The 13,173-nt window shown below is 61.5% G+C and carries 13 protein-coding genes and 1 tRNA gene; 9 read left to right on the top strand and 5 right to left on the bottom strand.

Translation table 11 applies throughout. From position 1 onward, the window contains the following. The first annotated feature begins 10 nt into the window (after positions 1–10). The 4 genes from E4O92_RS16815 to E4O92_RS16830 all read left to right on the top strand — a co-directional run bounded on the left by E4O92_RS16815 (position 11) and on the right by E4O92_RS16830 (position 3,493). Positions 11–1,153, top strand: coding sequence for a sugar ABC transporter permease (locus tag E4O92_RS16815; RefSeq protein ID WP_135190827.1), 1,143 nt, complete (start codon positions 11–13; stop codon positions 1,151–1,153). Between the two features lie 233 nt (positions 1,154–1,386). Further along, on the top strand, positions 1,387–1,821 hold the full coding sequence (locus E4O92_RS16820) for a PRC-barrel domain-containing protein (RefSeq protein WP_135190826.1): 435 nt from the start codon (positions 1,387–1,389) through the stop codon (positions 1,819–1,821). A gap of 229 nt (positions 1,822–2,050) precedes the next feature. Next, positions 2,051–2,434, top strand: a complete 384-nt coding sequence (locus E4O92_RS16825) for a DoxX family protein (protein ID WP_135190825.1) — start codon at positions 2,051–2,053, stop codon at positions 2,432–2,434. A gap of 189 nt (positions 2,435–2,623) precedes the next feature. After that, the gene (locus E4O92_RS16830; RefSeq protein WP_135190824.1) at positions 2,624–3,493 is read left to right on the top strand and encodes a hypothetical protein; all 870 of its coding nucleotides are present in this window, start codon (positions 2,624–2,626) and stop codon (positions 3,491–3,493) included. 38 nt (positions 3,494–3,531) lie between these two features. On the opposite strand, the gene E4O92_RS16835 is transcribed toward E4O92_RS16830, so the two are convergent. The 5 genes from E4O92_RS16835 to E4O92_RS16855 all read right to left on the bottom strand — a co-directional run bounded on the left by E4O92_RS16835 (position 3,532) and on the right by E4O92_RS16855 (position 7,542). Further along, entirely contained in the window at positions 3,532–3,756 is a 225-nt protein-coding gene (locus E4O92_RS16835; RefSeq protein WP_135190823.1) for a hypothetical protein, read from the bottom strand. 196 nt (positions 3,757–3,952) lie between these two features. Next, a tRNA-Lys gene (locus tag E4O92_RS16840) sits at positions 3,953–4,028 on the bottom strand. Positions 4,029–4,241: 213 nt separating this feature from the next. After that, on the bottom strand, positions 4,242–6,065 hold the full coding sequence (tfpB, locus tag E4O92_RS16845) for a type IV pilus assembly ATPase TfpB (RefSeq protein ID WP_370660015.1): 1,824 nt from the start codon (positions 6,063–6,065) through the stop codon (positions 4,242–4,244). Positions 6,066–6,114: 49 nt separating this feature from the next. Then, positions 6,115–6,909: a fused MFS/spermidine synthase gene (locus E4O92_RS16850; protein WP_135190822.1), complete on the bottom strand. Its 795-nt coding sequence runs from the start codon at positions 6,907–6,909 to the stop codon at positions 6,115–6,117. Between the two features lie 120 nt (positions 6,910–7,029). Next, complete coding sequence (locus E4O92_RS16855) at positions 7,030–7,542, bottom strand: glycine zipper 2TM domain-containing protein (RefSeq protein WP_135190821.1); 513 nt, start codon at positions 7,540–7,542, stop codon at positions 7,030–7,032. Positions 7,543–7,926: 384 nt separating this feature from the next. On the opposite strand from E4O92_RS16855, the gene E4O92_RS16860 reads away from it, so the two are divergent. From E4O92_RS16860 to E4O92_RS16880, 5 genes are all read left to right on the top strand, one after another. Then, positions 7,927–8,325 (top strand): barstar family protein, encoded by a 399-nt coding sequence (locus E4O92_RS16860; RefSeq protein ID WP_135190820.1) that lies wholly within the window; start codon positions 7,927–7,929, stop codon positions 8,323–8,325. A 122-nt stretch (positions 8,326–8,447) separates the two neighbouring features. Further along, a complete protein-coding gene (gene purN, locus E4O92_RS16865; RefSeq protein WP_135190819.1) occupies positions 8,448–9,059 on the top strand; it encodes a phosphoribosylglycinamide formyltransferase in 612 nt (203 codons plus the stop codon). A gap of 27 nt (positions 9,060–9,086) precedes the next feature. Beyond that, positions 9,087–10,373 (top strand): RsmB/NOP family class I SAM-dependent RNA methyltransferase, encoded by a 1,287-nt coding sequence (locus E4O92_RS16870; RefSeq protein WP_135190818.1) that lies wholly within the window; start codon positions 9,087–9,089, stop codon positions 10,371–10,373. Further along, complete coding sequence (locus E4O92_RS16875) at positions 10,370–11,716, top strand: mechanosensitive ion channel family protein (RefSeq protein ID WP_229483430.1); 1,347 nt, start codon at positions 10,370–10,372, stop codon at positions 11,714–11,716. The genes E4O92_RS16870 and E4O92_RS16875 overlap by 4 nt, the downstream gene beginning before the upstream one ends. Positions 11,717–11,819: 103 nt before the next feature. Further along, positions 11,820–13,031 (top strand): DesA family fatty acid desaturase, encoded by a 1,212-nt coding sequence (locus E4O92_RS16880; RefSeq protein ID WP_135190817.1) that lies wholly within the window; start codon positions 11,820–11,822, stop codon positions 13,029–13,031. Positions 13,032–13,173 lie beyond the last annotated feature (142 nt).

Below are 13,173 nucleotides of genomic sequence, written 5' to 3' on the forward strand. Positions count from 1 at the left end.
CGGGTACAAAATGAAAACGAATAATCTGAAACAGCTCTTCACCCAATACAAGATCCTCGCCCTGCTGGTGGCGATCGCCATCATCTGGGCCTTCTTCAGCTGGAAGACCGACGGCGGCTTCACCTCGGCGCGCAACCTGTCCAACCTGATGCGCCAGATGTCGATCACCGGCATCCTCGCCTGCGGCATGGTGTTCGTCATTATCGCCGGCGAAATCGACCTGTCGGTCGGCTCGCTGCTTGGCCTGCTAGGCGGCATAGCCGCGGTGCTGGACGTGACTGGCCAGCTGTCGCTGCCGGTATCGGTCGCGATCGTGCTGGCGTGCGGCCTTGCGCTGGGTGTGCTGAACGGCTACCTGACGGCTTATGCGGGCATACCGTCATTCATTGTCGGCCTGGGCGGCATGCTCGCCTACCGCGGCGTGGTGCTCGGCGTGACGGGGGGCGCGACGGTGGCGCCGGTATCCGACCAATTCCAGGTGCTGGCGCAGGGCTACCTGCCTCCGGCGTTCGGCATGGTGCTCGGCGTAGCGCTGTTCCTGCTTGCCGCCGTGCTGGCCTGGCGCCAGCGCGCGACGCTCGCGCGCCACAACCTGCCGGTGCCCGCAGCCTGGCGCGACGGCCTGCGCGTGGCGCTGACCGGCATCGTGCTGGCCGGTTTCGTGACCACCCTGAACAGCTACGAAGGCATTCCGCTGCCGGTGCTGATGCTGCTGGTGCTGTTTGGCGTGTTCAGCTACATCGCGCGCCAGACCGTGTTCGGCCGGCGCATCTACGCGGTGGGCAGCAACATGGAAGCGACACGCCTGTCAGGCATTAACGTGCGCGCCGTGAAGCTGTGGATCTTCGGGATCATGGGCCTGATGTGCGCACTGGCTGGCCTGATCAACACCGCGCGCCTGGCGGCAGGTTCGCCATCGGCCGGCACTTCGGGCGAGCTGGATGTGATCGCGGCCTGCTTCATCGGCGGCACCTCGATGCGCGGCGGCGCGGGCACCGTGCATGGCGCGCTGGTCGGCGCGCTGGTGATGGCGAGCCTGGACAACGGCATGTCGATGCTCGACGTGGATGCGTACTGGCAAATGATCGTCAAGGGCCTGATCCTGACGCTGGCAGTGTGGGCCGACGTGGCCACCCGCTCCGGGCAGCGTTAAGCTAGGCGCTGTCTTACTGGAGGCGTAGGGTGCGCACCTGTGCGCACGCGGTTCGCGAACGTTGCGCAGTGAAGCAACAGCCGCGAGTCAGTAGCGGTGGCAGAGCCTTAAGCAAGGGCGGAGAAAGGCGGCTGTTTATTTTCATGGGACCTTTTTTTGGTTGAGCTGGTCAAAGGCGTAGCGCAGGCAGAAGCGCTCGTGATTGCATCGGCCCAACCAACAGGAGATACCTCATGAAATTCCAGAAAGGATGCTTGGCGTTGTGTGTCGGATATCTATGCGCCAGCGCCGCGTGGTCGCAAACACCTGACGCAAAGCAAAACCCACCGGTCGCGGGTGCGTCAGCCCTGGGTGTCAGCGTCGTCGAGATGGAAAACGTGGTGCTCGGCTGGAGCGCCAAGCGTGACCTGCTCGGAAAGCCTGTCATTAACGACCGCAAGGAAAGAATCGGCACGATCGACGACCTGATCATTACGCCGAGTACGACTGGCAAGTTGCCTCGTGCAACGGTCGCCATCATCGGGGTCGGCGGTTTCATCGGCATCGGCAAGCGGGATGTGGCGATCCCGGTCGAACAGATTCAGCATACGGATAACACTTTTGTGTTGCCCGGGGCAACCAAGGATGCGCTGAAAGCCATGCCGCCTTTCGAATACCGGAAGAAGTAGTTTCCTCGTCCAGATTGCTCATGAGCTAGCGATTTCAGGCGAGCGTGGTAGTTCCGCTTCACGTCTTGGTCCTGGTCCTCTTCTTGTCTCCATGATGACGCAAGGCGCGCTGTGGTTTGTCGTGCGCGCTTGCCGTTTGGAGCCACTCATCCATTTGGGACGGGAAGGGGTATAGCTCCTGTATGCATTGAATGACATTCGACGAGTCGTTTCACTACAGGAGCAGACGATGAACACTGCATTGATCCTTGCCGCACGCTTGTTGATGTCGCAGATTTTCATCATCTCCGGCTGGAGCAAGGTGCTTGGCTACAAGGGTACGCTGGCCTATTTCGCGTCGTACGGCCTTCCTGCTGTGGCGGTGCCGCTGGTGATCTTGATCGAACTGGGCGGCGGCATCTTGCTATTGTTCGGGATAAAGGCACGTTGGGCCGCAGCGGTCCTGGCCCTGTTCAGCATCGGTTCCGCCCTCATTGCCCATACCAATTTTGCCGACCCCAATCAAGTGAATAATTTCATGAAGAATCTCGCGATGGCTGGGGGATTTTTGATGTTCGTTCGTTATGGGGCTGGAGTGCCAAGCGTGGACGAGAGGGCGGGAGGGCATCGCTAGCGATTTGTGTTTGCTGACATGAGCCTGAAAGCAACGGTTAAGCAACGGTTAAGGGGACGGATAGAAAGCGTGAATTTTTCTTAATATCAAGCTGCTATTGTTAGCGCGGGTGCCAACGCGGACGAATTGACTTCGTCGGCTTAATCGAGACGCAAACGATGGTGCCGCAAACGTCTATCGAGAGATTCCGTGAACTCAAACCAGCGCTTTCGTTTTCCGATGCTCGCCATATGCGTGTTTTTGCTGGCGCTGTGCGCTGAGCCATCCTGCGCGCAGGATGACGCTGCCTGTGATATTCCCGCAGGCCTTGAACAAAAACTTCAGCCGGGGCATTTGGTGTTGATCGGCGAGGTGCACGGTACAACGGAGAGCCCCGCAGCATTCGGTGACGTAGTCTGCCGCGCACTTGAGCAGGGACGTGAGGTGTCTGTCGGTTTGGAATTAAACCCTAACCAAGTCGATTCGCTTGCCCAGTACATGGCCTCGGATGGCGATAAGGCGGCAGTCAAACGCTTTTTGCATTCGACATTTTGGGCGCGATCATTCCAGGACGGTCGCTCCAGCACGGCGATGCTGGCACTCGTCGAACGCCTGCGGCGATTGAAACAGCGCTATCCGGCGCTAACTGTATTCGTCCTTGATGAGGCCATGAGCCCATCCGCTTCCGTGGGTGGATTGAGCCGTGACCAGCGAATGGCTGTCCGTGTACGGGCCGAGCACTTGCGTCGTCCGCAGGCGCTTGTTCTCACGCTGACCGGCAATGTACATAACCGTCTGAAGCCGATGTCTTTAGGCGCGGGAAAACAGATACTTCCGCAGCCGATGGGTGCCTGGCTCGCCGACTTGTCGCCGCACTCAGTGCTGTTGGACTCGAATGGCGGTAGCGCCTGGGTATGTGCACCAGCGTGCGCAGCGCAAATCTTCCCGGCACAGCAGGATCCTGCTGCCAATGCGGCACAAGGTTACCATGACCTGTCAGCAACTGAACCCTACACAAACCAGTGGTCAATTGGCCCGAGCACCGCCTCCATTCCGGCTATCCAGGCATTCGTCGAATAACAACCAACACCGTCGGAGGCCTCAGTCTGTGTTGGCGCTTAGCGGGCATCGTTGAGATCGGGGCCGATAACATACCAGATGCGCAATCCGATGTCGGAGGACCTGAGATTTGCAAACCCGCCCCCTGTGACCTTCGTTAAGGTTTCAATGTTTAGAGGCTTAATGCCGGCGCTTAGCATCCATTCGTTTGCTTCCACCAGTGCCCGGTCGATTCCCTCAGGACGTCCGTATTCAGCGGACGAAAAGTCTCTGAATGCAATCATATTCACGCGTTTGATGTAGTTGGGGCGAGTTCGCGACGGCTCAGTGTATGAGGGTTGTTGCCTTCATAGCAAGCAAAGTTTTGTTAACCGTGTTGAAGTCGGCGCGTGTGGAACCGGGCCGCTCCCGGAGCGACTCGAGAGGGACCAGAAAGCAAAAAGCCCACGAACCGAAATTCGTGGGCTTCCTGATTTATTCTGGTAGGCCGTGCTGGGCTCGAACCAGCGACCAACGGATTAAAAGTCCGCTGCTCTACCAACTGAGCTAACGACCCGAAAGAGGCTCGCATTATAGCGGCCAATTTTTGTTTGCGCTAGGGGAAGATGAGTGTTCCTGAACTCTGGAAGCGTGGCGGCGGTGCGGCTCGTCGCGTATGCGGTGGCGTGCTGACTTGCGGATGCTGTGCCACTGCGCCGCGTTCGCGAACCGCGTGCGCACAGGTGCACACACCCTACGATTTGTTCCGCTTCGCCGCGGTCGCGAACCGTTACGACTTGGTCAGCGCAGCCGTTACCTTCAGAACTTCGTCTGCCGTGGTAAGGCCTTCGGCCACCTTCAGCGCGCCGGCGATGCGCAGCGGCTTCATGCCGTCGTCCACGCTTTGCCTGCGCAGCGCCTGCATGTCGGTTTCGTCGGCGATCAATTTTGCGAAATCGTCGGTCACGGTCAGCAGTTCGTACAAGCCGGTGCGCCCGCGGTAGCCGGTCATCCGGCATTCCGGACAGCCAACCGGGCGATAGACCTGCGAAGGCTTGGCGATATTCCATGCGCCGCCAATGCCTTGCCAGATTTCGTCGGACAGTTCCCCGTCAGGCGATTTGCAATGTGGGCAGAGCGTGCGCACCAGGCGCTGCGCCATCACGCCGATCAGCGTCGACGACAGCAGGTAGTAGGGCACGCCCAGTTCGAGCAGGCGCATCACGCTCGATGGCGCGTCGTTGGTGTGCAGCGTCGACAGCACAAGGTGCCCGGTGAGCGCTGCCTGGATCGCCATTTCGGCCGTGGCGAGGTCGCGGATTTCGCCGACCATGATGATGTCCGGGTCCTGCCGCATCAGCGCCTTCACGCCGTCCGCGAACGAGAGGTCGATCCCGGGCTGTACCTGCATCTGGTTGAACGAGGGCTCGACCATCTCGATCGGGTCTTCGACCGTGCAGACGTTCACCTGGCTGGTCGCGAGCGCCTTGAGCGTGGTGTACAGCGTGGTCGTCTTGCCCGAGCCGGTCGGGCCGGTCACGAGGATAATGCCATGCGGGCGGCTGGTGAGCTGGTCCCAGCGCCGCGCGTCATCAATCGGAAAGCCCAGCTCCGGCAGCGTCTTGACCACCACCTCGGGGTCGAAGATTCGCATCACCAGTTTTTCGCCGAAGGCGGTCGGCAGCGTTGACAGGCGCAGCTCGACTTCCTGGCCGCTGTTGGTGCGGGTCTTGATGCGTCCATCCTGAGGGCGGCGTTTTTCGATCACGTCCATCCGGCCCAGGAGCTTGATACGCGCGGTCATTGCGATCATTACCACTGCCGGCACCTGGTACACCTGGTGCAGCACGCCGTCGATGCGAAAGCGGATCACCGCAAACTCGCGCTTTGGTTCGAGGTGGATGTCGGAGGCGCGCTGCTCGAATGCGTAACTCCACAGCCAGTCGACGATGTTGACGATGTGCTGGTCGTTGGCGTCCAGCTGGCGGTCCGACTTGCCCAGTTCGACCAGCTGTTCGAAGTTGTTGCGCAGGCCAAGGTCCTGGTTGCCCGCCCGGTTCGCGTCGCGGATCGATTTGGCCAGGCTGAAGAACTGGGCGATGTACTGTGCGATGTCGAGCGGGTTGGCCATCACCAGCTCGACCTTGCGGCGCGAGACCTTGGCGATTTCGTCGACCCACTCGCGCGCGAACGGGTCGGCGGTGGCTACCACTAGTGCGGCCGGCGTGAGCTCGACCGGCAGAATGTTAAAGCGCGCCGCGTAGCTGGCCGACATGACGTCGGCGACCTTGGTGAAGTCGATTCTCAAAGGATCGATGCGGATGAAGGGCAGGCCGACCTTTGCCGCGCACCATTCGGTGAGCACGTCGAGCGTCAGCAGGCGGTGCGGCGGCAGGTTCGACACCAGCTTGCACTGGGCGACCGCGCTCAACGGGTGCATCGAGCCGACCGCGTTCTTGAGGATGCCTTGCGCCTGCGCGAAGTTGGCTTTGACGCTGGCCTTTTCGACGATGCCGTCGGCCAGCAGCCATGAGAAGATGACTTGCAGGTCGAGCCTGGCCAGACGCTGGGAGCGGCGTTCGACGGTAGCGGGCAGTGATGCATTCGTGTTCAAAGTAGCCTCCGAAGTAGCCTGCGAATTGGCCCCGATACCCGCGCCTGGTTCAGCGCGCCGCTTCGATGCCCGCTTCGATGCCCTTTACCCAGGACTTGGCGGGCAGCTTGGTGGTGGCGACGATCTGCGCCGCCCGTTCCTTCAACCGCGCCGGGTCCAGGTCCGGCTGGCTGTTGAAGCACAGCGCGACCACGTTCCCGTCGTGGACTTCGGGCAGGCAAATCACGTGCTCGAACGCGTGCCGCATCGCCTTGATGTTCCTGGCGAAGCTCGGGTGGTCGCCGAACAGGTTGACGGTCATGATCCCATGCTCGGTCAGGCACGCACTGCAGGCGCGGTAGAACTCGGGCGTATCGAGCACCGGCCCGCGCGCGGTCGCGTCGTACAAGTCGGTCTGCAGCACGTCGTACGCGGCGTGGTTGGCCGGGTCGAGGACGAAGTCCATCGCATCCATCTCCACCACATGCAGGCGCTCATCATCAGGCGGGAGCTTGAACATCTGCTGGCAGATCGCGATCACCGACGGATTGAGTTCGACCGCGGTGACGCTCGCTTCCTGAAACTGCCGGTAGCAGAATTTGGTGAGGGTGGCGGCGCCTAGCCCCAGCTGGACGATCGCTTGCGGGGCGTCGATGAACAGCATCCAGGCCATCATCTGCTGCGCATATTCGAGCTCGGGCCAGTCCGGTTTGCGGATGCGCATCGCGCCCTGGACCCATTCGGTGCCGAAGTGCAGATAACGTACGCCGTCCTGTTCGGACAGGGTCACGGGCGCGAACTTGGGTTTGCGCGCGGGGCGGCGCGAGGATTCGGCTTGTTCGATGGATTTGCGTTTGATGAGCATAGGACGGCCTGTTGAATCGCCCTATTATCGGGGGAGGGCTTCCCGTAGCGCAAGCGGCATGGGAAGGCGGCGCGGGGAAGGGGAGGTTCCCCGGCGCCGGTGAAACGGGGAGGCCGTGCCTTAGTAGCTGACCGGCTGGAACGAGACCTGCAGGCGCAGGCGATCGCCCGGGTCACGGCTCATGACCTCCGTGTAGGAGCGGCCACGGTATTCGTAAGTGACTTCGTAGCCGGCGTTGCGGTTTTCGATCGACTCGACGGTGCGGCACTGTCGTACGGCCTGTTCCTGCACGCCCGGCGCAGTGTTGCGGCCGTCGTTTTCCATGCGATCGCCCACCACGGCACCGGCGATGGCGCCAGCGGCTGCCGCCGCCACCTTGCCGTTACCACCGCCGACCTGGCTGCCCAGCAGGGCACCGGCGATGCCGCCGATGACCGAGCCGCCGGCGCCGCGCTGCTGCTGGACCGGCACCTGGACATAGTCGGTGCGGCATTCCTGGCGCGGCACGCGTACCTGTTCGACGCGCGGCTGCACGCGCACCACGCGAGCGTAGTCTTCGAAATCGCCAGCCTGGGCAAATGGCAGGGCGGCGAGGCCAAGGGCAGACATCAATAGTTTGGCTTGCAGTTTCATTTTTTAACCTCTGGTTGGCGGGTGGTGCTTGCTGGGTTTGATTTACTGTCACGCTTGTATCTTAATCCGAGTCGGAAAACCGAAACAATCTTCGTGGCAACAAATTGTAACAGCCGGGTACACACCGTTATCGCCCATCTCAGAGGGAAAAGCGGGGCCGCGATGGGGCAAAACGCCCGCGACCAGCCGTAATTTTTTTACAAAACCCGGACAGCAGCTAACATTCGGGTTGATTCAGTTACCACAAAACGTTACCCTTACAAAATTCTGATTATTGGTGCGTGGAAACGACAGCGGGGGAACAGCAAACCTGCCGAGGTTCGCGAAGGTGGGCGCCGAGGCGAGTAATTAACAACACGTACACCAGGTCGACATGAGGAAAAAATGAGTTTGTTGATGACAGTGCCGCCCAATGTTGTACAGTCCATCCGCGCGTTTCGGGTTGCCGAACTGCAGGAAGAGGCTGGGAGGCTGGGACATCATTTCCTGTACGCGCACTGTGCCAACACGCTGACCAAGCAGCAGGTATGTGCTCGCATCGGCGAGAACTTCTATTTCCCCAAGCAGTGCAGCAAGAATTTCGACGCGCTGCGCGTGTGCCTGACCGATACCATCGCCAAGGCCGGTGCCCAGACCGGCTTCATCGTCGTTTTGGAACAGTTACCGAACGCGCAAAAATTCGATCGTGAAGCGCGCGAGACGCTGCTTGACGTGTTTCGCGATGCGGCCGATTTCTGGGGCGAGAAGAAAGTTCCCTTCCGCGTTTTCTACTCGTTCGAGTAATTTGTCCAGTTTGCGCGCTTGATTTTGGCGCCGTCCCCGGCGCATTCGCCGCGGCTCGTCCGTACCGTGGCGCAACGGTGTTTCCTACCGGCCCGACCTTGGCTCAGGGTACAATGCGCGGTATGAAAAACATTGTGATCCTCATTTCTGGCCGTGGCAGCAACATGGAAGCGATCGTCCGTGCGCTCGAAGCCGAAAAGTGGCCAGCACGTATCGCGGCGGTGATCAGTAACAAGGCTGATGCCAAGGGCCTGTTGTTCGCGCAGGAGCATGGCATCCCGACCGCCGTGGTCCCGAGCAAGCAATTCGCCAGCCGCGACGAGTTCGATGCCGCGCTGCGGGAGGTGATCGACAGTTTTGCTCCGAATCTGGTCGTGCTGGCCGGATTCATGCGCATCCTGACTGCGCCGTTCGTCGAACATTATGCGGGCCGCATACTGAACATTCATCCGTCGCTGTTGCCGCTGTTCCCGGGCCTGGCGACGCACCAGCAGGCGCTGGACGCCGGCGTCGTCGAACACGGCGCGTCCGTGCATTTCGTGACGGCGCAACTGGATCATGGCCCGATCGTGGTACAGGCCACGGTGCCGGTGCTGCCGGGCGACACCGCGGAGATGCTGTCGGAGCGCGTGCTGGTCGAGGAACACAAGATTTATCCGCTTGCCGTGCGTCTGTTTGTGGAAGACAGGCTCAGCATCAAGGACGACGAAGTCGTGATCGTCCACGCGGTGTGACAACAAATATATAACCCAAGGAATTTCATGAGATTGCCACCAGCAATCCTCGGCAATACGGAAGAGGTATTGCGCGAGGTCTTGCGCTTTGCCGCGCCGGCCGACGTTACCCTGTCGCGCTACTTCAAGGACCATCCCCGTCTTGGCGGCCGCGAGCGCGGCGCCATTGCGGAAGCGGTGTATGCCGTGCTGCGCAACAAATCGTTCTTCACCGACTTTGCCGGCGGCGCCAAGGGGTCGACGATGCGCCGCCTGACCCTGCTGGGCATGGCCGAAGCGATCGGCTTTGATTCGCTCGGCGGCCTGACGGAAGAGGAAAATGCCTTCCTTGCCCGCATCAAGGAAATCGACCGCAACCTGCTGTCGCCGAAGATGCGCGCCAACCTGCCCGACTGGCTGTTCGAGAAATTCGTGGCCCAGTTCGGCGAGGAAGAAACGATGCAGCTGGCGGCCGTGCTGAACACGCCGGCCCCGCTCGACCTGCGCGTCAATTCGCTCAAGGCCAGCCGCGAGGATGTGGTCAAGCAACTGGCCGAGGCGCCGATCGCCGCCGAACCGACGCCGTATTCGGCGCTCGGCCTGCGCGTGCGGAAAAAGCCCGCGCTGCAGAACATGCCGCTGTTTAAAGAGGGCGCGATCGAAGTGCAGGACGAGGGCAGCCAGGTGCTGTCCCAGCTCCTGGGCGCGCGCCGCGGCGAGATGGTGGTGGACTTTTGCGCTGGCGCCGGCGGCAAGACGCTGGCGCTGGGCGCGATTATGCGCAATACCGGCCGCCTGTATGCGTTCGACGTGTCGGAAAAGCGCCTGACCAAGCTCAAGCCGCGGCTGGCCAGGAGCGGCCTGTCGAATGTGCATCCGGTCGTGATCGCGCACGAGCGCGATGTCAAGATCAAGCGGCTGGCCGGCAAGATCGACCGCGTGCTGGTCGATGCGCCGTGCTCGGGCCTGGGCACGCTGCGCCGCAATCCCGACGTGAAATGGCGCCAGCAGCCGCAGGCGGTGGTCGAGATGCAGGAAAAGCAGGCGTCGATCCTCGACGGCGCGGCGCGCCTGCTGCGTTCGGGCGGGCGCCTGGTGTACGCGACCTGCAGCCTGCTGAACGAAGAGAACGATGTGGTGGTCGAGCAGTTCCTTGAGACGCATCCCGACTTCCAGCTGGTGCCGATGAGCCAGGTATTGGCCGAACAGAAGATCCCGCTCGAGATGGACAAATACCTCAAGCTGCTGCCGCACAAGCATGAGACCGACGGCTTCTTTGCCGCTGTCCTCGAGCGCAAGCCGATGAAACCGGCTGCGGAGCAAGAAGAAGAGTGAACAAGGTGGGCTCGATGCCGCTGGCGGACATGCTACAGGACCTGCTCGGCGACCTGTCCGACCCGAGCATCCTGTGGCAGGCGGCGGTGATTATCGCGTCCGCCGGGCTGGGCTGGCTGCTGGCGCGTTCCATCCGCAGCGCCTGGTTGCATGGACGCGACGATCATAACGGCATGCTGCGCATCGGCGTGGAAAGCTTCGCGCGTGTGCTGGCGCCGCTGCTGGCGCTTGGTCTGCTCACGCTGGGCAAATACTTCCTTGCCAGAAACCACCTGCACGTGAACGTGCTGCGCGTCGCGATTCCGCTGGCGTCGTCGCTGGCGATGATCCGGCTCGCGTTCTACCTGCTGCGGCGCGTGTTTGCGCGCCATGGCCAGCTTGGCGCGGCCCTGCAAACCTTCGAGAAACTGTTTGCGCTGGTGGTCTGGCTCGGCCTGGCGCTGTACCTGACCGGCGCCTGGCCCGATATCCTGCGTTTCCTGGAGCACACCTCCGTACCGCTGGGCCGCCACCGGGTGCAATTGTCGGACGCGCTGCAGGCCGTGGTGTCGGTGGTGCTGATGCTGATGCTGGCGCTGTGGGCCGGCGCGGCGCTGGAAGAGCGGCTGATGGGCGTGCCCGGCATCCATACCTCGCTGCGGGTGGTGCTGGCGCGCACCAGCCGCGCCGTGCTGGTGCTGGTCGCCGTCCTGCTCAGCCTGTCGATGGTGGGCCTGGACCTGACCGTGCTGTCGGTGTTCGGCGGCGCCCTCGGCGTTGGCCTGGGACTGGGCATGCAGCGCATCGCCAGCAATTACGTGTCGGGATTCGTGATCCTGCTCGAACGAAGTTTGTCAATTGGAGACATGATTTCGGTCGATAAGTACTCCGGCAAGGTCACACACATCAACACGCGCTACACTGTGTTGCAGGGGCTCGATGGGGTGGAGACGGTGTTGCCGAACGAGATGCTGATTTCGGGGCCGGTGCAGAACCAGTCGCTGACCAATCGCAGGGTGCGCGGTTCGACACGGGTTATCGTCGCCTACGGCAGCGACCTGGCGGTGGTGATGCCGCTGTTGCAGCAGCAGGCGGCATCGATCCCGCGGGTGCTGGCGGAACCGGGGCCGGGCGTGGGGCTGGCCCGCTTCGCGCCGGAAGGCTACGAGCTCGATGTGGGGTTCTGGATCGGCGACCCGGAAAACGGCACGGGGGGCGTGGTATCCGAGCTCAACAAGAAGATTTATGCGCTGGTGCAGTCGGGCGAGATCAAGCTTGGCATTCCAACCTTTGATACGCGTCTGCTTGATGCACATATTGCAGCAGTTGTAGCACGAAATGCGCAAAACAGCGGGAATTCCTGACCAAATTGGTGTCGCTGGGAAGTAGTTACACGTAAAATGTCGGTTTCGACCGTCTCGCAGAAAAGGCGGCGTGTGCACGCAAGCAATCCACTTTGGAGTAGTAATGAATTTGTCTAGTAACACCCTGTACGCTGTGCTCGATTTCCTGAACACCGGCGTCGCCAACCTCTCCGGCTGGCAACTAGTGGTGTACACGCTCGTGGTTACGCATATCACGATCGCCAGCGTGACCATTTTCCTGCACCGTCACCAGGCGCACCGCGCGCTCGACCTGCATCCGGCCCCGAGCCACTTTTTCCGTTTTTGGCTGTGGCTGACGACCGGCCAGGTGACCAAGGAGTGGGCGGCCATCCACCGCAAGCATCACGCCAAGTGCGAGACGGAAGAGGATCCGCACAGCCCGGTCACGCGCGGCATCGGCAAAGTGCTGCTGGAAGGCGCCGAGCTGTACCGCACTGAAAGCAAGAACCAGGAAACCCTGGACAAGTACGGCCACGGCACGCCGGACGACTGGCTCGAACGCCACGTATACACCCCGTACAGCGCGGCTGGCGTTTCAGCGCTGCTCGTGATCAACGTGATCCTGTTCGGCGTCATTGGCCTGACCATCTGGGCGATCCAGATGATCTGGATTCCGTTCTGGGCGGCAGGCGTCGTCAACGGCCTGGGCCACTTCTGGGGCTACCGCAACTACGATTGCAATGACGCGGCGACCAACCTGGTTCCGTGGGGGATCTTGATCGGCGGCGAAGAACTGCACAACAACCACCACACGTTCGCGACGTCCGCCAAGCTGTCGAACAAATGGTACGAGTTCGACATCGGCTGGTGCTACATCCGCATGTTGGAAATGGCGGGCCTGGCCAAGGTGAAGAAGGTCGCGCCCAAGCCCAAGCTGGCCAAGGACAAGCTGGTGGCGGACTTCGACACGCTGCAGGCGGTGATCGCCAACCGTTACGACGTGATGGCCAAGTACGCGCAATCGGTCAAGAGCGCGTTCCGCGAGGAACTCGAGCACCTGAAGCACAAGGCCGAGCTGGAAACGCGCTTTTTGAAGAGCTCGCGCAAGCTGATGCAGCGCGAGCCGGCCAAGCTGGAATCGTCGCAACAGCAACAGCTGGTTGAGCTGTTCCAGCACAGCAAAGTGCTCGAGACCATGCATCATATGCGCGTGGAACTGGGCGCGATCTGGGAGCGTTCGCACTCGACCCGCGACCAGCTGCTGCAACAGCTGCAAGACTGGTGCGCGCGCGCTGAAGCGTCCGGGATCAAGTCGCTGCAGGACTTTTCGATGCGCCTGCGCAGCTACGCGTAAGCGCAGCACTGGCAAACAAAAACGGCTCCCGCGTGAAATTCACGCGGGAGCCGTTTTTTATGGCTATGTCACCGGTAAGTATGGGCTCACGCGCGCCGTAGGGTGCGCACCTGTGCGCACGCGGTACGTGTGTGTACCGGAG

This window comes from Massilia horti (assembly GCF_004614195.1).
In the GTDB taxonomy this organism is placed as follows: Bacteria; Pseudomonadota; Gammaproteobacteria; order Burkholderiales; family Burkholderiaceae_D; genus Telluria; species Telluria horti.